Here is a 19,670-nt window from a genome sequence, read left to right on the forward strand (position 1 = left end):
TCCCCACTCGGTCGCCGGTGCCGCTGGGCCCTTTTGAATCCGGGTGTGCGTGTAGCCCCCACACGCCCGACGCCACCTTGGAGCGACGTGAAATGATCCTGTTCAGTGCAGCCCTGAAAAACGAACTGGCCAGGTGCCAGGATGAACTGGCCACAGCACAGGCCCTGCGCGACGCGCTGGACCGCTCCCAGGCCATCATCGAGTTCCTGCCCGACGGCACCATCGTCGCGGCCAACGACAACTTCCTGCGCACCATGGGCTACCGCCTGGACGAGATCTCCGGCCGGCACCACCGCCTGTTCTGCGAACCTACGCTGGCCGAAAGCGCCGAATACCGGCGCTTCTGGCAGCGACTGGCCCAGGGCGAATTCATCCGCGAGCGTTTCCTGCGGCTGGACAAGCAGGGGCACGATGTGTGGCTGGAGGCCACCTACAACCCGGTACGCGACGCCAGCGGGCGGGTCACCAAGGTGATCAAGCTGGCCACCGACATCAGCGCCAACCTCCTGCACGAACATGAGGAGGACGCGATCATCAATGCCCTCAACCGCTCCATGGCGGTCATCGAATTCAACCCGGCCGGCGAAGTGGTCACCGCCAACGAGAACTTCCTCGCGGTGACGGGTTACCGCACGCAGGATGTCGTCGGCAAGCACCATCGGATCTTCTGTTCGAGGGAGGAAGCCGGCAACCCCGGCTACCAGCAGTTCTGGCAGCGCCTGAACCGGGGCGAGTACATCAGCGGTCGCTTCGAACGGCGTAATAGCCAAGGTGGCGTCATCTGGCTGGAGGCCAGCTACAACCCGGTCTTCGACACCCGCGGCAAGCTGTACAAGATCGTCAAGTTCGCCTCCGACATCACCACCGAGGTGCTCGAGCAGCAGGCCGAGTCCGAAGCGGCCCACGTGGCGTACGAGACCGCTCAGCAGACCGACGCCGAGGCCCAGGGTGGCGCAGAAGTGGTCAATCGCACCGTGGCGCTGGTCCAGGGCATCGCCGGGGAGCTGAACCATGCCGCCGAGCGCATCGGCGCCGTGAGCCAGCAGTCCGACGTAATCAACAGCATCGTGCAGTCCATCCGTGGCATCGCCGACCAGACCAACCTGCTGGCCCTCAACGCCGCCATCGAAGCGGCGCGCGCCGGGGAGCAAGGCCGCGGCTTCGCGGTGGTGGCGGACGAGGTGCGCAACCTCGCGGCACGCACCGCACGGGCCACCGAGGAGATTGTCGAGGTGGTCAAGCGCAACCATGAGCTGGCCCAGGAAGCCGTCGGCAGCATGCGCGAGAGCTGCGAGAAGGTGGACCAGGGTGTACGCCTGGCCAACGAGGCGGGCCGGGCCATCCAGAGCATCCAGGAGGGGGCCCAGCGGGTCGTGGACACCATCCAGCGCTTCACCCGCACGCTGCGGGGCCACTGAGCAGGCCCGGCCCCCCCGGCACGGTCCAGGGGCCACCCGGCGGCACGCAGCACCGCTCTCGGGTACGAGGTGAAAACAGGAAGGGCTGTCGCTGGAAGGCAATCACCCGCCCAGGCGGGCGGGTGATGGAGGTGGCGGGCTGGAGGGGCCTGCCGAGGGGTCAGGCCTTGGAGGCGCAGCTGGCCGGGGCCCAGTCACCCATGTCGGGGCTGTTGCACACATCGCTGACCATGGTCTGGCCACGGCTGGCGACTTTCTGGCTTTCGGCGCGCTTGGCTTCGGCCTGTTGCAGGGTGCGCTCGGTGCTCACCGCTTCCTTCGGCACGGCCTTGGCAGTGGCGGTGGTCTTCTTCGGCGGCGTGGTGGTCTTGGACGTGGTGGTCTTGGTGTTGGTCTTGGTCGTGGTCTTGGTGGTAGCCGGGGTGACCGGCGTCTCGGCGGCGACGACCTGGCTCACGTCCTTGCGCTCGACACCGACGGTCTGCAGGTCTTTCTCGTAGGCCTGGGTGTAGGTATTGATGTTCTCGCCGGCACGGCCGTCGACGGCCGCCATCAGGGCGTTGGTTTCGTTCAGCCCGCTGACGATCTCGGCCAGGCGCAGGCGGCCTTCGGTCTCGCTGACGGTCTTGGCCTTGCGCGAGGCCTGCAGCGAGGCGAACTCGCGCTGGTAGCAGTTCTGCGCGGCGCTGGCGTACTGGATGCTGCGGTCGATCTCGCCGCTGCTGCGATCGATGTCGCTGGCGTAGGAGGCAATGCGCGCGTTGTCGTCGGCGATCTGCTGCTGACGGGCGCTGTAGTAACCCGCTGCACCACCCACCAGGGCACCACCCGCTGCGCCGATCAGCGCGTTGCGGCCGGCGTGGTCACCGCCGGAGAGGCCGCCCGCCAGGGCGCCGATCACGCCGCCGGCGATGGCGCCGGTGGCGACCGACTGGGTCATCGCCTGGTCGGAGGCGCGCAGCTGGCTGACCGGCTGGTAGCACTGCGGGTAGTACTCGGCCTTGGTGCTGGCCGCGACCTTGGAGCTGGGGGAGCCCATACCGGCGCAGCCGGTGAGCAGCACGCTGGTGCAGGTGACGGCGGTGAACAGTGCGGTGCGTACTGCGGAAAATGCGGGAATGTTACGTGGGGTTGCCATGGTCGATGCTCTCGTTCTTGAGTTTGTCTAACAAGCCGCTGAGAAGCTATCTGCGTTGCCATCGCAGCGTTGAAAACAGTCTCGAAATGCTCATCTACAGCTCGTAGACTCCGCTTTCTCACCTGCTTTCGCCTTGCGCTGGCGGCCTCGCTTACGCTTCTCAGTGGCTTGCCAATCCATTAAGGCTTCACGGAAGCCACCTAAAACGCCGTCCTTGTAGCGCGGCCTCAGGGGCCGAGCAGTTCTTTCAGAATCGCTTCCGGGTCCGCCCTGCGCTGCTGACGATACTCGCCCACATGCTTGACGAAAAGCGTGGCGCGCGTCACGAGACTCTTGCCCAGCACCGGGTTGCGATTGAGTTCTTCTTTGGTCCGCTGGAACTGCGCCTGGATCACCGCATCGGTATAGCGAGTACCGGTCGCCAGGTTGTCAATATAGATCGCAACGGCGCCGTCGAGTGCCGTCTTGCCGTTGGCCATCGCACTCTCGTAGAGCTTGACCGAGGCTTCGTCCTTGGCGGTCTTCGCCTGGTCACGGCTCTTCTTCAGGTTGGTCAGGCGGATGTTGTAGTTGTTGATGGTCTCGGCCACCAGGGCGGCAGACTGGATCAGGTTGCCCGCCGCCTCTTCGCGCTGCTTGGCGATCAGCGAAATGTTGCGCTTGAGCTCCTCGTTGACCAGCGCCAGGCGCCCTTGCAACTCGGTATCGGTGCTGCCGGCGATGATGCTGTCGAGCAGTTGGGTCGGGTCCTGGTCGTCGGCGATCTCATCGGTGAGCGAGGAGGCGCGGCCCTCGGCCTTCCACTGCTCGAACAGGTCCTTGTAGCGCGAGCGCGGCGCCGACAGCGCGCCGATGGCGACGCGGAAGCCGGTGGTCTCGTTCTGCTGCTCGGTGCCGTCGGCGGCGAACAGCGGGTACTCGCGGCGCATGCCGGTGAACAGGGTCATCTCCCCTTCCAGGTAGTTGCCGCCCTTGACCACGAAGCCGCCGTAGGTGCCCTGCCGACGCCCGGCATGCACCAGCTGGAAGGATTCCTGGACCATCTCGGCGGCGTTGCCGATGACATCGAACAGGCCGATGGGGTTGGGCTTCTTCAAGCCGATGGGCAGCAGGCGCGCGGCCTGGCCGGTGCCACCGGCGACCTGGTTGTACACCGCCCAGTCGCCCAGCGGGCCGTCACCCTCGGCGCCTTCCTGCTTGCGCGGGAACAGCCGTGCTTCCAGCTCCTGGCGGCTCACCGCATGGGCGCCACGGGCGGCGAACTCCCATTCCACTTCGGTGGGCAGGCGCACGAAACCGACGCCGCCGTCCTCGGCCTTGCTGCCACGCCCGCTGATGGGCAGCAGGTCGCGGTGGTTCTTCAGCAGCCAGGCGCTGTACACCGCGCCAAAGCGCTCGGCCTCGAAGCGCGACAGCTTGACCTTGGGCAGGCGCGAAGCCATGCCCGCCGGTGCCGGCTCGCAGGCCGGCGCCTCACCCTGGCCGGCCAGGGAGGCCGCCTGGGCCATCACCAGGTCGTACTGGCGCTGGGTCACCTCGTACTTGCCGACGAAGTACAGCATCGGCTTCAGCGGCGTGCCCTTCTCCGGCTTCGGCAGGCTGCCGGAAAGCTTGGCCTGCCAGTCCTTGGACAGGTCCGACAGGGTGAACTGGCCGTTGATGTAGTCGCGGCGATAACCGGAGATGAACGACTGCTGGTAGCCGGTCTCGCTCTCGCTGAAGGGGTAGCCGAGGCTCACTTCACGGTCGTCCAGGGTGCCCTTGGCCAGCACGTAGACGTAGCGGAAGACCATCTCGCCGTCGCAGGGCAGCGGCAGGCTGACGTCGTCCGGCAGCGGCTTGGGGTTGTACAGCGGGTCCGGGTCGGCGTGCGCCGAGGCCACCGCCAGGGACAGTGAGAATGCGACTGTCAGCAACTTAAACATCACGTAATCCTTCCGAAGCTTCGATTCGGGCCGCACGCCAGCCACCGGTGGCCGCAGCCAATGCGCTGCAGGCCAGGGTCGCCAGCAACGCCAGCAGGTAATGGGAGAACAGCAGGCGGCAGGCGGATTCGCCCGCCGCCGACTGGAACAATTGGTTGAGCCCGGTCTCGGCGGCGAGGTACAGCACGCCCGCCAGGGCCAGGCTGAAGGTGCCGGTGTAGAGCGCCTGCAGCACCACGAAGCCGACCAGTGCGGCGGTGGAGAAGCCCAGCAGGCGCAGCACCGAGAGTTCGCGGCGCTTGCGCTCCACCGCTGCCAGGGTGCTGGCGGCCATGGCGGCGAAGGCACCGGCCAGGGCCAGCCCGGCGATGATCCAGAACACCAGGGTGAGGTTGCGGCTCAATGAACGCACCTGGGCGATGGCTTCGGCCTGGGTGGCGACTTCCTGGTCGTGTTCGGCGAAGTGCAGGCGCAGGGTCTCCACGGCATCGAGGTCGCGGGCATAGAGGCGGAAGCCGGGGTAGACCCGCGCCCGTGTGCCGGCGGCTTCGCGGCCCGGCCAGCCGAAGCGCTCCACGGCCAGGCCGTCGCGGTAGTCCTCCACCGCTTCCAGCAGGTCCAGGCGGGCGAACAGGGCCTGGCGCTGGAAGACTTCCAGGGGCAGCACCGCCTTCACCTTCACGCGGGTGCGCTGGTATTCGGGCGTGCCGGAAACCGAGCGACCGAAGGCAGCGGTGAGTTCGTCGCCCACCTTCACGCCCAGGCGCTCGGCGGCGCGCTGGCTGAGCACCACCTCGCCGCTGCCCCGGGGCAGCTGCTCGGCTGGCACCAGCGGGTCGCCTTCGGCGGTGGGCACCATCTCCACGGTCAGTGGCTGGCTGCCGCCGTCGGCGTGCAGGTCGACGGTGGCGGCGATCTGCCGGGTACGCGGCACCACGAAGGCCACTTCGGGGCGCGCGGCCAGCGCGGCGATGCTGTCGAGGTTGTAGCGGGCGCCGCCCAGGGGAATCACCTCGCGCACGGCGGGATCGCGCTCCAGGCGTTCGGTCAGGGTACTGACCAGGCCGTGCTTGAGGCCGAAGAGCACCAGCAGCGGAGCCACCACGGCCACCAGCGCGAGCACCGCACAGGCCGAGAGCCGCGCCTCGTTGCGGTAGTCGTGCCAGGCCAGCGTGGCGAGCAGCCCCTTGCGCATCAGCCGGCCTCCGCCAGGGTGGCGGTGACGCCGCCGTCGACGCCGCGTTGCAGCGCCAGGGGCAAGGGGGTCAGGCCGGCGCGGGCGGCCAGGGCCTGGTCGTGGGTCGCCACCACCAGGCACAGGTCGTGGGCGCGGGCCTGTTCCACCAGCAGCTGCATCACCCGCTCGGCGTTGATGGGGTCGAGGGACGCGGTGGGCTCATCGGCCAGCAGCAGGCGCGGGCGGTGGGCCAGGGCACGGGCGATGCCGACGCGCTGGCGTTGCCCCACCGAGAGTGCCGATGGGCGCTTGCCGAGCTGGTCGGCGATTTCCAGGTGGGTCGCCAGGTGGCGCACCGTGTCGTCGTCGGGCATGCCCAGCAACGCACGGGACAGGCCGATGTTGCCGGCCACATCGAGATAACCCAGCAGCCCACCGGTCTGCAGCACGTAGCCGATGCCACGGCCGCGCAGGGCCGCCAGTTCGTCGTTGCGACCCTGCCGCCAGAGCGCGGTGACATCGCGCACGCGGCCGTCCAGCTCGCATTCCATCACCCCGCCGGCATCCGGCGAGAGGATCAGTGCGAGCAGGTCGAGCACCGTGCTCTTGCCACTGCCGCTGGGGCCGACCAGGGCCAGGCGTTGCCCGGCGCGCAGGTCCAGCCTGGGGATTTCCAGGCTGTAGCGCTGGGCGCCCTGCCCCCGCGTCTTGCGCAGGTCGCGAAGCCTGAGCATCAGGGCAGCGTCGACAGCGGCACGCGGTAGAGGGCGTCACCGGGCGCCGCGTCGCCGAAGCGCACCCAGTTGGCGGTGTCGTTGTGGAAGGTTTCGTAGAGGCGGATCTTCGAGTCCAGCTCGTCGATGAAGTCCTCCTGCTCGGCCACCGACAGCGACAGCCACAGGTCCTGGTTCATGTTCAGCGACTTGCTGCGGTACGGCAGCCCTTCCAGGTACTCGCCGAGGATGCCGCTCTGCGCCAGGTTGCTGCCACGGGCCAGTTTCGAGGGGTCGCGGGCCATGTGTGCACTGGCGCTGGCGATCTCCTGGAAGAAGTCCTTGGGCGAGCTCTGGGTGCGGCGCGCGGCGTCGACGATCACCTTCAGCGACTGCTGCAGGTCGTTGAGCTGCAGCTTGGTCAGCAGCACGCAGACCTGGAAGGCCGGCAGCTGCGGGTTGGTCAGGTCGCGATCGGAGGTCCAGGCGGTCACCAGCTGCGGCGCACGGGCCTGGGACTTGTGGCCGAGGAAGTCCATGTGCATGGCGTAGCCGATGGCGGCGGTCTTGGCGGCGATGCTGTTGCCCGCCACCGGCGCCTCCAGCGGTGCGTCGCTGCGCACCTTGTGCACCAGGTCGGCGAAGACGCTGCCGATCTCGCCGATGCTGTCGCCGAACTTCTTCACGTCGCCGCCGGCCACCGGGATGTACAGGTCGCCGATCTGCGGGTTGGCATCGGCGGTGAGGCTGCGGTACTGCTGCTCGGCGAAGCCGTGGTTCTTCTTGCCGGCGTCGGTCTTCAGGTGCAGGGCGTAGATCTTGATCTGCTTGCGCAGCGCCGCCTCGCGCACCTCGGCCTCGTTCATCTGGGTACGGCCCAGGGGGTCGTTCTTGCGGATCGCGCCGGCATCGCTGACCAGCAGGATCAGGCGCCCGCCGTAGCCGCTCCAGTCCATGCCGTCGACCGCTTCCATGACACCGGCGAAGGCATCCTCGTTGAAGTCGTGGCTGGAGACGTTGGTGGCCTTGACCTGTTGCGCCAGTTGCAGGAACTGGTCCGGATTGCGTCCCTCGTCCAGGCTCACCAGGGTCTTGGCGGTGTACTCCAGGCCCGGCGTCTTGTCGGTGTTGCTGCGGAAACCGACCATGCCGAAGCTGACGCTGTCCAGCTCGCCCCGGGCGGCGATCTGGTTGTGCAACTCGTGCACCACGTCGCGCACGCGGTCGATGTAGGGCTGCATGGACACCGAGGTGTCCACCACCAGCACGATGGCGGTACGGAAGGCATCGGTCTTCGCCGCCGGCGCGCTGCCCTCGCCCTTCACCTGGGGCGTGTCGCCCGGGTCGATGGAGGCGACGTTGAGCAGCTGCACCGGCTGGCCGCTGGCGTCGAAGCTTTCGCGGGAATCGAAGATCGGCAGCAGGTAGAACTGGTCCTGGGGGATGGCGCTGGCGGCCGGCTCGATGGCGACGATCTCGGGGTCGCTGCTGTCGCCGAACTGGGCCTGGTGCACGGCGTTGCGTGCCTTGTTGGAATCGGCGAGGAACAGCTCGACCTGGTCCGGGTCACGCAGGAACATCACCGGCGAGCGGCCGGAACGTTCGGTGAACTTCAGCACCAGGCTCTGCTTCCAGTCGCTGAGCTTGTCCAGGGGCAGCCAGCCATCGCGGTGGCCATCGCTGGAGGCGCCCACTTCCACCCAGGGCGTGCCGCCCACGACCTTGCGCGCGTACACGTAGAACACCGAGAACGCCGGCACCGGCGCGCCGTCGGCCTGGGCGCCGGCGGCGCTGGCAAAGCGCGCACCGGGCTTGCTCAGCACGCGCTCGAAGAGGGTTTTCTTGCCGGCCATGATCAACGGCCGGCTGCCGCCGTCCTGGTTGCCCACGGGCTTGGAGTCAGTGCTGGAACCGCTGTCTGCCGGCTTGTCGCCTTCGCCGCCGGTGGTGCCGCTGGCACCGCCATCGACCTGGCCAGCGTCGACCTGGGCCGTTTCGGGCTTGGCCGGCGACTGGTTCAGCCACCAGTAGGCACCGCCGCCGATGCCGGCGAGGCCGAGCACGGCCAGGCCGGCGGCAGCGATCAGCGGTGCGCGATTGGGGCCACTGGACGGCTGGGCGGCAGCGGCGCTGAGTTCGGTGTCCAGCACCGAGGCGCGCTTGCCCTTCTTGGGCGGCGTGGCCGGGGGTGTCGCCGGCGGCGGCACCTGGGTCGGCGGCGCGGGGGCGTCGAGGGGCGGCATGGTCACCGAGACCGGGGTCAGCCCGGTCATGCCGCTGCCGGTCTGCGCGGCGGGCGGCGTCGGCGGCAGGCCGAGGGGGCGGAACTGGGTGGCGCCGTCGTCGTCCGCCGGGGCTGCTGCGGGCAGCGTCGGCAGGCGGTCGAGGGCGGCGATCAGCGCGGCGGCGTCCGGGTAGCGGTCCTTGGGGTCCTTGGCCAACAGGCGGGTGAGGATCTCCTGGTAGCGACCCTGGGCGATGGGCAGCTCCGGCAGCGGCTCGGTGAGGTGCGCCAGGGCGGTGGACAGCGAGTCGGAGCCGACATAGGGCAGCTTGCCGGTGAGGATTTCATAGAGCACCACGCCCAGGGCGTAGAGGTCGGCGCGGCCGTCGATTTCCAGGCCGCGCGCCTGCTCGGGGCTCATGTAGCTGGGGGTGCCGACGGCGAAGCCGGCCTGGGTGAACTGGGTGCGGTCGTCCAGCGCCTTGGCGATGCCGAAGTCCGAGAGCACCGCGCCGCCGTCGGCGCGGAACAGGATGTTGGCCGGCTTGACGTCACGGTGCACCAGGCCCTGGGCGTGGGCGTAGCCCAGCGCGGAGGCGATCTGGCGCAGCCAGACCAGGCCCTGCTCGGGGCTGAGGCCGGCGTTGATGCGCTCCTTCAGCGTGCCGTTGGGCAGGTACTCCATGGCCATGTAGTACAGGCTGCCGACGTTGCCGATGTCGTGGATGGTGACGGTGTGCGGATGCGACAGCCGCGCCAGGGTCTTGCCCTCGCGCAGGAAGCGCTCGCAGAAGCTGGCGTCGGCGGCGAGCGCCGCGGCCATCACCTTCAGCGCGACCTTGCGCTCCAGCGAACGCTGGGTGGCCAGGTAGACCACGGCCATCGCGCCGTCGCCCAGCTCGCGCTCGATTTCATACCCCGGAATTTCTATGTCCATGCTGGTCTTTTTTTCTTTTTCAGGATGCTTTGACGACTACCGCCGTGATGTTGTCCGGCGCGCCCCGGGTCAAGCCCAGATGCACCAGGCTGCGGACCACCTGATAGGGGTCCTCGTGGCCCAGCACTTCACACAGTTCGTGGTCTTCGGCGGTCTTGTTCAGACCGTCGCTGCACAGCAGGAAGCTGTCGCCGGGCAGCACCACGAACCTCGTTTCTTCTACGTCCAGGTCATCCTGGACCCCCACCGCACGGGTGACGATGTTGGCCATGGGATGCACCTTCGCCTCGGCCTCGCTGAGCAGGTGGCTGTCCACCAGTTCCTGCACGTAGCTGTGGTCGCGGCTGATGGGTTCCAGCTTGCCCTCGCGCAGGCGATAAAGGCGGCTGTCACCGGCCCACAGGCAGGTGCCCTCGCTGCCCCGCGCGGCCAGCAGCACCACCGTGCTGCCCATGGTGCTCACCCCGCGATGCTGGGTCTCCGCACGGACCAGGGTGTTGACGTGTATCAGCGCCGCGCGCAAGGCGTCGACATAGGCATCGAGCCCGTCGCCGTATTGCACGCCGCGAAGGGTATCGACGATCAGGTTGCTGACGTAGTCACCGGCGGCGTGGCCGCCCATGCCGTCGGCGACCACCCAGAGGCCGTTGTCGCCGGCATCCAGGCAGGCGTCTTCATTGACCTGGCGGACCATGCCGACGTGGCTGTGGCTGGCCGAGCGGTATTGCGCAACCGGAGGCAGTGGCATCACAGGCTCCCGAAATCGATCTGCCCGATGCCGGCGGGCTGCTCTACGGCGCCCTCGCCCACCAGGAAGCGGCTGAAATACCGCGTCGGCGGCAAGCCCTGGAATCTCACCAGCTCGGCCGCGACACGCTCTGAACCATGCCCCCACCAGAAACTGCAGCCGTCGCTGGCGATCTGCGCCAGTACCGCCTGTCGCGACTCGCCGCCCTGCACCGCGTAACGCAACGCCCCCACCTCGCTGAGGCGCGCGTCATGGCGCGTGGTCACCAGCGGCGAGCCGAGCCCCTGCACCCCGGCTTCGAACGCGTCGAAATCCGCCTCCGGCTCCAGGGTGGATAGCAGCAAGGCTTCGGCACGGTCGAACCAGTCATCGGCGCCGCCGACGATAGCGCCGAGGTTGGTGCGCTCGTCCAGCAGCACGGCGATGGCCAGCGGGAAGTAGCGGCCGACCCGGTCGATGCTGGGCATCACCACGCCGACCACGGCGTCCCCGCCCAGCAGGTTGGGCGCGATCGCGAACCGCCACAGCGGGCTGACCAGGTAGGCGTCGAGCCAGGCAGCGCCCAGCTCGGCCTGGCTCTGCGCCATGCCGGCGGCCAGCCATTGGTCCCAGGCCTCGATGAAGGCCGGTGGCAGGCCGCGATGGATGAAGTCGCCGCGGCCAGCGAGCTTGCCGTAGAAGCCCGCCGTCGTCATAGGCGCTCCGGCAGGCCGAAGCCGCTGACCACACGGCTGCGGAACGGGTTGAAGGCACTGCTGGCGCGCAGCTCGCTGGAGATGCTGGCGTTGTCCACGCGCATGCGCAGGGTGAAGCGGTCCGGCGCGTTGCCCTGGGTCAGGTCCGACTGGTCGAGCAGGCGGAACCAGGCCCAGGGGCCTTCCATGGTGATGGCCGAACGGCCGCTGGAGGACGGCGGCGAGATGGTCAGGCGCACCACGCCCAGGCTGTTGGGGCTCGGCCACTGCATGGCCACCGGCCGGCTGGGGCCGTGGTCATAGCTGAACTGCTGGCCGTCCAGGTCGAGCTGGAACTGGTCGATGGCAGCGTCCATGGCCACCGCCTTCAGCTCGAAGCGCACCATGGGCGTGGTGTTGCCGGAGCGGAAGAAGGCATCGCGGATCTGCGCGGCACGCTGGAAGGTGCCCAGCACGCCGGAACCGATGCCGAGCTTCTCCGCCGCGCCCGGCTGCCAGCGCCAGGTGGTGGCGGAGGTGTCGACGTAGGGCTGCAAGTACTTGCGGAAGTAGCTGTCCATCACCCCGCCGACGCCGAAGAAGGCGCCGAAGTCGTCCAGGGTGGCGTCGCGGGTGCTGTTGCGGTCCAGCGGGTAGCGGCCGGCCAGGGACTGGCGGTAGACGTTGACCACTTCGGCCGTCCAGGCGGCGTTCAGCTGGTTGCGGATGCCGCCCATCATGGTGCTGGTGGTGGCGCTGACCACGGACTTGACCAGCCCCTGGACCAGCGGCGGCTGGCGCTCGGCACCGAGGCTGACGCGCTGGGCGGCGGCCTGGGCCTGGTTCTTCGCTTCACCCAGCAGGGCGTCGCCGCTGGCACCGCTCATGGCGCTGATCTGCACATAGAGGGCGTTCATGTCCGCCAGCAGGCCGTCGATGGCCGCCGGTTCGTTGTCGTTCTTGGCCACCAGGCTGTTGAGCTCGGCGAAGTGCGCGGTGATCGGGTCCTCGCTCGGTGCCTGCTGCTGTTGCGGGGCGTCGTCGCCCTGCCCCACCAGGGAGCCGAGGCGATCCTTGAGCTTGCCGACGGTGTCGCTGGTGCCCTTGAGCTTCTCGGCGGCCAGGCGTTCTTCCTTCTGCAGGTCGGTCTCCTTGGCCACCGCTTCGAGCAGCTTCTTCAGCGGCGACTGCGGGCCGGAGAGCACGCGCAGCACGTCGGCGGCCTGGGCGGTGCTGGTGATGGCGACGAAGTCGATATCGGCCAGCAGTGCATCCCATTGGCGCAGGTAGTCCTGGAAGTACAGCTGGCGCACTTCCAGGGCCAGGCTGGCGGCGTCCTGGGTGTCGTCCATGGTGCGACCGAGTACCCATTGCTCCTCGGCCAGGGTGCCGGACTGGCTCAGGCTGGAGACCATGAACACTTCGCGGTAGCCACGCTGGGTGAAGAAGCCCGACAGCGGGTCGTTGAGCGGCTTGCCGCTCTTGCGCGAGAACACCAGGGCGGCGTCGCGGCCGGCGGCTTCGCTGATGCGGAAGTCCGGCAGGCCCTGGGGCAGCTTCTGGCGCTTGACGCGGTCGTACACGCGCTGGGCGATGGACAGCTGCTGCAGCTGGCGACGGGTGTCCTGCACCAGGTTGTCGTCCAGGCGCACCGCTGGCGGCGCACGGTCGTAGAGCGCGGCCAGGTGCTCGTTGAGCGCCTGGCGCTGTTCGGGCACCAGGTCGCGCGGCAGGCTGCGGTCCCAGTCCAGCGCCACCCAGGCCTTGATGAAGTCGCCGTCGTAGTGTTCCGGGTCGGCGAGCATCAGGTAGGCCTTCAGGCCCTCGTAGAGGAAGTCCGAGGAGCCGCCGCTGCGCAGCTGTTCCTCGATGCGGGCCATGACCCGCGGCGCCATCACCGCGATCAGCAGCTTGCGGTACACGCTGGCGCCTTCGGCACCGAGCATGTCGCCCTGGTAGAGGCCGTAGCCTTCCGCCCAGCTCGGCGCATCGCCGGACACGTTGCGGATGGCATTGAGCAGCGGCAGCACCGCGAGCACGTCGCGTTGTGCCGGGCTGAGGCCCTGGAGTTCACCGTGCAGCGGCTTGACCCGGCCGTCGACGGCAGCGATGTAGCTGCGGTTGGCACTGAAGCTGGCGAACCAGATGGCGGCGATGCCCAGGACCAGGATCGCCGTCGCGGCGAGCACGCCACGGGCCATCCATTTGCGCTGGCGCTCGACCTTGGGGTTGGCCCCCACCAGGCCGCGCTCGCCGAAGGCCACTTCGCGGAACAGGCGCTCGATGAAGTAGCTGCGCCCGGTGCCGGTCTGGCGGGCCAGGTGCTGGCGGTCGAGGTTCATGCTCTGCGCCATGGCGCCGATCAGGCGGTCGATGGGGCTGCCTTCCTGGGTGCCGCTGGTGAAGTAGACGCCACGCAGCAGCGCGCGCTCTTCATAGGGGTTGGGCTTGAACACGCCGTCGAGGAAGGTGGACAGCGCATCGCGCAGGGCCGCGAACTGCTGCGGGAAGCCGTAGATCAGGTCGCGCCGCGCGGGGTCGCGTTCCTGTTGCAGACGTTCCACCAGGCGGTCGTTGAGGCGCTGCTCGAGCAGGGCGAACTCGTTGCCGAACACCGACAGCGGGCCCTCGGCGCTCTTGCCGTCGTCGAGGGCGAAGGTCATGCCCCAGACCTGGGCGCGGTCTTCCTTGCTCAGCGAGTCGAAGAACTCCATGAAACCCGGCACCAGGTCGAGCTTGGTGAGCATCACGTAGACGGGGAAGCGCACGCCGAGCTGGGCGTAGAGCTCCTGCACCCGGGCGCGGATGGCGCGGGCGTGGGCGGCACGCTCGGTTTCGCTGCCCAGCAACAGGTCGGACAGGCTGATGGCCACGAAGGCACCGTCGATGGGGCGGCGCTTGCGCTGGTTCTTCAAAAGGTCGAGGAAGCCCAGCCAGGCGGCCTTGTCCACCTGGGCGTGGCTGTCCTGGGTGGTGTAGCGGCCGGCGGTGTCGAGCAGCACAGCCTCGTCGGTGAACCACCAGTCGCAGTTGCGGGTGCCGCCGACGCCACGGATGGCGCCGCTGCCCATCTGTTCGGCGAGCGGGAAGTTGAGGCCGGAGTTGACCAGCGCGGTGGTCTTGCCGGAACCCGGCGGGCCGATGATCACGTACCAGGGCAGCTCATAGAGGTTGCGCCGCTCGTTGCCGCCGAGCTTGGCGCGCTTGAGCAGGACCAGGGCCTCGTCCATGCGCTGCTTGAGGGTGGCCAGCTCTTCGCTGGTGGCCACGCTGGCGGCATCGGGGGCCACGGCGACCAGGCCCTGCATCACCTTGGCGGCGTTGCGCCGCGCCTGGATGACGCGCAGCACGCGCCAGCCGATCCACACGGCGAACAGCAGGCCGATGAGCACCCAGCGCACGGTGGCCGAAGCCAGGGGCTCGACGTCGCCGATGGCGATCAGCGGGCCGACGAACCAGATCACCAGGCTGAGGGCGATCAGGCCCAGCACCGGTATCACCCAGCGGGCGAGGAAACTGAAAAACGCCTTCACTCGACGCCCTCCGCAAAGACTGTGATCTCCACCCGACGGTTGCGCGAACGGCCGTCGGCGGTGTCATTGGATGCGACCGGCTCGGTGTCGCTGCGACCCTCGGCGCGGAAGCGCTCGGGTTGGCCGCTCTTGGCCGCGAGCACGTCCATCACCTGCTGGGCGCGGTCCTGGGACAGCTTCCAGTTGGACGGGTAGCGCAGCGTGGCGATGGGCCGGTTGTCGCTGTGGCCGGTGACCAGCACATTGCCCTTCACCTTGCGGATCGCCTCGGCGATGCGCAGCAGCAGGGGCTGGAAGTCGTCGGCGATGGTGGCGCTGCCGGAGGCGAACAGCTGGTCGCCACGGATGGTCACCACCGAACGGTCGACGGCGTCTTCCACCGCGACCTTCTGCTGGCGGATCTCCTCGGCGAGGAAGCCGGCCAGGCGCGGGCGCTCGACGATCTTCGGCTGTTGCGGCGGGCGGTCGATGGTCTGCACCGGGACGTCGCCCAGGGCATGCAGGTTCTTGAACACCGGCTCGGCTTCGGCGGCCAGCTTCAGGCGCATGCCGAACAGCAGCGCCAGGAGCAGCGCGGCGCCGATGGCCACGGCCACCCAGGGCGGCAGGAACTGGCGCAGGCGATCACGCGCCACCACCAGGCCGCGCCAGTGCGGTGACAGTTCGCGTTCGATCTCGCCGTGGGTGCTGCGGATGGTGCCGGCCACACGCTCGCGCAGGGCCTCGAGCTGGCTGCGGCCATCGTTCATCACCCGGTAGCGGCCTTCGAAACCCAGGCTGATGCACAGGTACAGGAGCTCCAGCAGGTTGAGGCGCTGGCGCGGGTTCTGCAGGCAATGGTCGAGCAGCTGGAAGACCTTCTCGCCACCCCAGGCTTCGTTGTGCAGGGTGATCAGCAGGCTCTGCTTGCTCCAGTCGCTGCCACTGCCCCAGGGGGTGCTGAGCACGGCTTCGTCCAGCGCAGTGCAGAGCACGTAGCGGCTGAGCATCACCTCGTCCTGGGCGATGCCGGCGGCACGGGCCTTTTCTTCGAACTGGCGCAGGTAGCCCAGCAGTTGCGCGCGCAGGCTGGCGGGCATCGGGTGGGCGATGGTGTTGCGCAGGCGGGTGAGCAAGGCCAGCATCGGCCCGGCGGCGGCTTCCAGCGGGTTGAGGCCCTGGCCACGCGCGGTGAGCATCGGGCCGGTGGGCGCCGGGCCCGCAGGCGGCGGCGTGGGCGCGTCGTAGCGCGGCGCGGCCGGGTCCGGGGCGCGGCCACCGGGGCGCGGCATGATCATGGTGCGGTCGTTGTTGCCGTTACCGTTGCCGCCGCTGCCACCACCGGCGGGCGGCCCGCCGAAGGGATCGTCGATTGGATGCATCGCGAATTAACTCCGGATGGCCCAGAAGGCCAGGTTCAGGCCAGGGAACTGGCCAGCGATGTGGAAGGCGAAGCCGCCGGAATGCACCAGTTGCTTCCAGTGGTCGCTGCCGCGGTCGAGTTCGAAGTAGGTGCTGCCCGCGTGGTACGGGATCTGCCGCGGTGCCACCGGCATCGGCAGCAGCGCGATACCCGGCAGCTGCAGGTTGACCAGGTCGCGGATGTGCTCCACGGAGCCGATCTTGGCCTGCTGCGGAAAGCGCGAACGCAGCGACTCGCCGGGCACGTCGGCACGCACCACGAGGATGAACGCCGAGTTGTCCAGCAGGCTCTTGTCCGCGAGCATCGCCACGTGCACGCCGTAGGCTTTCTCGATGATGGGGATCGGCACGGCGCGGCTGTCGATGACCATCGACAGGGCCTGGCGCAGGGCGAGCATCACCGGGGCGAAGGTGGTGGCCAGGTCGTCGTGCTCATAGGCCGGGAATTCCGCCGGGCGACGGCCGCTGGCGGAGAAGGTGGAGAACTCGCCGGCCAGGCTCACCGCCTCGCGGTAGAACCATTCCGGGTGCAACGGGGTGATGTTGGCCAGGTGCGAAACCAGGGGTTCGGCGCGATTGACCAGTTGCAGCAGGAGGAAGTCGGCGATCTCCGAAGCGCCACCGGCACCGGAAGCGACCACGCGGCCGGCCAGGGCCTCGCCACGTTGGTGCAGCAGGCCCAGCAGTTCGCTGCGGAAGGCCGCCAGGGGCTGCGAGGCGGTCACATCCAGCAGCGGCGGAATGTAGCTTTCGTCCAGCGCCAGGGAGCGGTCGGCGCGTTTTTCCACCACCCGCACCACGCCTACGGCGGCGTATTCGCCGAGGCCGTCACGCGCGGTGAGCAGGCGCAGGGCGCGGCCACCGATGGACACGGGGGCGCGGCTTTCAAAGGGGGCGTTGTCGTCGCGCACTTCGCGCACCGCGCTCTGGTAGCGGGCGCCACCCAGGGCCTCGCCCTCCTCCACCGTGTCGCGGGCACCGGCGCGCTTGAGCGGCAGGGCCAGGTAGATGATGCCGTCACGCAGGCTGTCCTCGACGTCCAGCGGCACCGGGGCCACATCGTCGCCGGGGATGTCGAAAGGGGTGCCGTCGGGCAGCACGCCACGAGCCGAGACGATGGCCAGCTTGCCCTGGGTGAGCAGCGCCTCGTCGATCTTCAGTTCGGAGAAACCCCAGCCGCCGGCTTGCAGTGCTCGGCAGCGGCCTTCCACCAGGGACTCCAGGTAGCGGTCGTGCTGCTGGAAATGCTGCGGGCGCAGGAACATCCCCTCAGACCAGACCACTCGGTTGTTCCAGGACATGGACGAACTCTCCGTTTCTATTTGGCCGGCTCGGCGATGGGAGCCGGCGAGACGCTGATGGCGTGGGCGCCGAATTTCACGCTGTAGGCGCTTGTCTGGTTCAGTGGCACGGTGATCACGTCACGCCAGACCGCGCTGTCGAGCTCGCGGTAGCCGACGACGATGCCGAACTGGCGGGTGGCGTCGTCCAGCTTGCGCTCCTGCATCTGCTTGTCGCCGGGCTTGACCAGCAACTCGTCCTGGGCGACCAGGTCGGTGGACAGGGTGGCCTGCGACTGCTCCACCAGGGAGAAGTAGTCGGCACGGTTGAAGGCGGTGGCGCTCTTGAGCTCGAACACCCGCACGCGCACGGGTGCGCCCTGCCCGCCCGGACCCGGGTTGACGTCGCTGGAGGCTTCGATATGCAGCTGCACCACGGTGGGCGGTGGTGGCGGCGGTGGCTCGGAAGCACATGCGCCCAGAAGCGCTACTACGGCTACCAGTAGAATCCTTGGCATTTCGATTCGTCCTCAATGACTGCTGTTGATCCGCGGGGCCGACTGCCTGGCACCCAAGGGGTTGCGGGGGTCAATGCCCGCGAAGTCTGGCGCTGTGCTCCTCGTAGGCGCGGCTGAATTCGCGCCCGAAAAGGTCCTGGAAATCGTCCTCGGCCTCCCGCGAGATGCTCGCGTAGAGGTCGGTGAACAACTCCCAGTATTGCGACTGCCGGGAACCCGGCAGCAAGGCCGAAAGCCCCGAGGGCTTGTTCAGCCGCGCTTCCAGCACCGAGGGCTCGAAGCGTTTGAGAATGTGCTTGATGGCCGCCTGCACGCCGGCCATCACCGCCAGCTGATGGGCCTTGAGGTCGTCGAAGCTTTCGCCCACGGCCTGGTCCGGCGGCATGAACGCGGCGTTGCCGTGGCGCAACAGGAGCAACAGGGCCTCGTCGACGTTGGGGGCGAATTTGAGCGGGTTGTTCTCCACCGGTCGGATCATGGTCTGCGCCATGCGGAACTCGCCCTTGAGACTGGAGCGCGCGCGCAGCACATCCACCAGGCCTTCCACCATCAGACGATAGCTGCGACCGATGGCTTCCATCTGCGCGGCGGCTTCGGCGCGGTCGATGCGCAGCTGGCCAAGGCCGGCGCCACGCAGGAAGGCATCCATCAGTGCACCGTCGTCGCCGCTCGGTGCAGGTGCATGGGCCGGCGCCTGAGTGGCCGGGGAGGACACCGCGGCGGCGTGGGTGGCCTGGGCAGTGGGCGTCAGCGCAGGCGGTGCCGGAACCGGTGCGGGCGTGGCAACGGCAGGCACCGGGATCGCCGCTGGCGCCATTTCGATGGCGGGCGGCATCGGTGCGATGGTCTGCTGGGCAATGGGCTGCGGATCAGGGATGGGCGTCGGAATCGAGGTCGCCGCGGAGTCGTGGCCAAGCGGCGGATTGCTGAAGAAGTCCGCCGGCAGCTCGACGGCTACCGGGGCCGGTTCCAGCGGTGCCGCCGCCGTGGGCATCGGCACCGGAACGGCCGGCGCGTGCTGGGGCGCAGGGCTGGTAAGGCCGAGGTCGGCGAAGGGGTCCCAGTCGGCGGGGATCGCCGGTGCGGCGCCTGCTGGCTCGGCGAAGGCGGCAGGTGCACTCACGGGCGGCACCGGCGTCGGCTCGTAACTGGGGATCGGCGTCGGCGGGCGGAAGTCATGACGCTCGGCGGGCACGTGATCGGGAATCGACGGTGCGGCAGCCGGTGGCGGGTTGAGGAAGTCGAACAGGTCGGGCTTGGTGTCCAGCGGGGAACCGCCACCCTGGATATGGGCCATGGAAGCCGGCGGCGGCGCCATCGGCTCGGGAATCGAAGGCGTGGAGGTCTGCCGGCTCATCAGCGCATCGAAGCTGCTGAAGGGGTCGCCGCCCCCGCTCATCGGCGCGGCGCTGGCGGGCTGCATGTTCATGCTCATGCCCTGCACCTGAACGAGGATCTCGTACTCGCCGAGCTTGAGGATTTCGCCATCCAGCAGCGGCTCGCTGTTACCGCGACGCAGGCGCACGCCCGACTGCGCGAGCATCACGCCGTTGGTGCTGGTGTCGGTCAGGTAGTAGGTGCCGTCGCGGAACTGGATGGTGCAATGCTGGCTGGAAACGAGGCGCTCGGGATCGGGCAACACCCAATCGTTATCGGCACTGCGGCCAATCCTCAGCTCACCACGATCAAGCTCCACCTCGGGACGTTGTCCTGGCGTCAGCTTGTGATAACTGGTGATGGTCAAACGCAGTGGCATTGCGACTCCTTGCACTTCTCACTGTGGACGCGAGCACCGAGTCCCTTCGATGCCGTGCAACTTCGATCCGGTCCCTGTTCTGCACGTGGCCCTTGGCCATACACCCATCGTATAGACGAACGGAAAATATGCATGGCTTTAGCCGAAATATCTTAGATCGAAAAAAGACAAAAATGACAGCTGAAAGAGGCTAGCGTGGACTGGTGCACATCTGTCGTTTGTGCTCTG

General features: G+C 68.4%; 13 protein-coding genes. 1 reads left to right on the forward strand and 12 read right to left on the reverse strand.

The window, feature by feature from the left end; translation table 11 throughout:
* The first annotated feature begins 92 nt into the window (after positions 1 to 92).
* A complete protein-coding gene (locus PI990_RS16445) occupies positions 93 to 1,418 on the forward strand; it encodes a methyl-accepting chemotaxis protein (RefSeq protein WP_271657764.1) in 1,326 nt (441 codons plus the stop codon).
* A 160-nt stretch (positions 1,419 to 1,578) separates the two neighbouring features.
* On the opposite strand, the gene tagQ is transcribed toward PI990_RS16445, so the two are convergent.
* The 12 genes from tagQ to tagH all read right to left on the reverse strand — a co-directional run bounded on the left by tagQ (position 1,579) and on the right by tagH (position 19,442).
* The gene (gene tagQ, locus PI990_RS16450; protein WP_021217493.1) at positions 1,579 to 2,556 is read right to left on the reverse strand and encodes a type VI secretion system-associated lipoprotein TagQ; all 978 of its coding nucleotides are present in this window, start codon (positions 2,554 to 2,556) and stop codon (positions 1,579 to 1,581) included.
* 227 nt (positions 2,557 to 2,783) lie between these two features.
* Complete coding sequence (locus PI990_RS16455) at positions 2,784 to 4,481, reverse strand: formylglycine-generating enzyme family protein (protein ID WP_021217494.1); 1,698 nt, start codon at positions 4,479 to 4,481, stop codon at positions 2,784 to 2,786.
* Positions 4,474 to 5,676, reverse strand: a complete 1,203-nt coding sequence (locus PI990_RS16460; RefSeq protein ID WP_271657765.1) for an FtsX-like permease family protein — start codon at positions 5,674 to 5,676, stop codon at positions 4,474 to 4,476. The genes PI990_RS16455 and PI990_RS16460 overlap by 8 nt, the downstream gene beginning before the upstream one ends.
* Positions 5,676 to 6,392, reverse strand: coding sequence for an ABC transporter ATP-binding protein (locus PI990_RS16465; RefSeq protein ID WP_184490496.1), 717 nt, complete (start codon positions 6,390 to 6,392; stop codon positions 5,676 to 5,678). Before PI990_RS16465 ends, PI990_RS16460 begins: the two co-directional genes overlap by 1 nt.
* On the reverse strand, positions 6,392 to 9,532 hold the full coding sequence (locus PI990_RS16470) for a serine/threonine-protein kinase (RefSeq protein WP_271657766.1): 3,141 nt from the start codon (positions 9,530 to 9,532) through the stop codon (positions 6,392 to 6,394). Before PI990_RS16470 ends, PI990_RS16465 begins: the two co-directional genes overlap by 1 nt.
* A gap of 19 nt (positions 9,533 to 9,551) precedes the next feature.
* Positions 9,552 to 10,280 carry a PP2C family protein-serine/threonine phosphatase gene (locus PI990_RS16475; RefSeq protein ID WP_021217498.1) on the reverse strand — a complete coding sequence of 243 codons (729 nt, stop codon included), beginning with the start codon at positions 10,278 to 10,280 and terminating at the stop codon, positions 9,552 to 9,554.
* Positions 10,280 to 10,975 (reverse strand): type VI secretion system-associated protein TagF, encoded by a 696-nt coding sequence (gene tagF, locus PI990_RS16480; RefSeq protein ID WP_043247245.1) that lies wholly within the window; start codon positions 10,973 to 10,975, stop codon positions 10,280 to 10,282. Before tagF ends, PI990_RS16475 begins: the two co-directional genes overlap by 1 nt.
* Positions 10,972 to 14,487 (reverse strand): type VI secretion system membrane subunit TssM, encoded by a 3,516-nt coding sequence (gene tssM, locus PI990_RS16485; protein ID WP_271657767.1) that lies wholly within the window; start codon positions 14,485 to 14,487, stop codon positions 10,972 to 10,974. Before tssM ends, tagF begins: the two co-directional genes overlap by 4 nt.
* Positions 14,484 to 15,848, reverse strand: a complete 1,365-nt coding sequence (locus PI990_RS16490) for a DotU family type VI secretion system protein (protein ID WP_271657768.1) — start codon at positions 15,846 to 15,848, stop codon at positions 14,484 to 14,486. The genes tssM and PI990_RS16490 overlap by 4 nt, the downstream gene beginning before the upstream one ends.
* A gap of 6 nt (positions 15,849 to 15,854) precedes the next feature.
* Complete coding sequence (tssK, locus tag PI990_RS16495) at positions 15,855 to 17,189, reverse strand: type VI secretion system baseplate subunit TssK (protein ID WP_031287027.1); 1,335 nt, start codon at positions 17,187 to 17,189, stop codon at positions 15,855 to 15,857.
* A 17-nt stretch (positions 17,190 to 17,206) separates the two neighbouring features.
* Positions 17,207 to 17,686, reverse strand: a complete 480-nt coding sequence (gene tssJ / locus PI990_RS16500) for a type VI secretion system lipoprotein TssJ (protein WP_031287028.1) — start codon at positions 17,684 to 17,686, stop codon at positions 17,207 to 17,209.
* Positions 17,687 to 17,756: 70 nt separating this feature from the next.
* Entirely contained in the window at positions 17,757 to 19,442 is a 1,686-nt protein-coding gene (tagH, locus tag PI990_RS16505; protein WP_271657769.1) for a type VI secretion system-associated FHA domain protein TagH, read from the reverse strand.
* Positions 19,443 to 19,670: the final 228 nt, after the last annotated feature.

The organism is Pseudomonas sp. TUM22785 (genome assembly GCF_028198105.1).
In the GTDB taxonomy this organism is placed as follows: Bacteria; Pseudomonadota; Gammaproteobacteria; order Pseudomonadales; family Pseudomonadaceae; genus Metapseudomonas; species Metapseudomonas solani.

Coding starts and splice junctions, on each gene's coding strand:
- PI990_RS16465 (WP_184490496.1), bottom strand. CDS start 6,392: ATGCTCAGGCTTCGCGACCTGCGCAAGACGCGGGGGCAGGGCGCCCAG.
- tagF (WP_043247245.1), bottom strand. CDS start 10,975: ATGACGACGGCGGGCTTCTACGGCAAGCTCGCTGGCCGCGGCGACTTC.
- tssJ (WP_031287028.1), bottom strand. CDS start 17,686: ATGCCAAGGATTCTACTGGTAGCCGTAGTAGCGCTTCTGGGCGCATGT.
- PI990_RS16460 (WP_271657765.1), bottom strand. CDS start 5,676: ATGCGCAAGGGGCTGCTCGCCACGCTGGCCTGGCACGACTACCGCAAC.
- PI990_RS16490 (WP_271657768.1), bottom strand. CDS start 15,848: ATGCATCCAATCGACGATCCCTTCGGCGGGCCGCCCGCCGGTGGTGGC.
- PI990_RS16445 (WP_271657764.1), top strand. CDS start 93: ATGATCCTGTTCAGTGCAGCCCTGAAAAACGAACTGGCCAGGTGCCAG.
- PI990_RS16470 (WP_271657766.1), bottom strand. CDS start 9,532: ATGGACATAGAAATTCCGGGGTATGAAATCGAGCGCGAGCTGGGCGAC.
- tagQ (WP_021217493.1), bottom strand. CDS start 2,556: ATGGCAACCCCACGTAACATTCCCGCATTTTCCGCAGTACGCACCGCA.
- PI990_RS16455 (WP_021217494.1), bottom strand. CDS start 4,481: ATGTTTAAGTTGCTGACAGTCGCATTCTCACTGTCCCTGGCGGTGGCC.
- tssK (WP_031287027.1), bottom strand. CDS start 17,189: ATGTCCTGGAACAACCGAGTGGTCTGGTCTGAGGGGATGTTCCTGCGC.
- PI990_RS16475 (WP_021217498.1), bottom strand. CDS start 10,280: ATGCCACTGCCTCCGGTTGCGCAATACCGCTCGGCCAGCCACAGCCAC.
- tagH (WP_271657769.1), bottom strand. CDS start 19,442: ATGCCACTGCGTTTGACCATCACCAGTTATCACAAGCTGACGCCAGGA.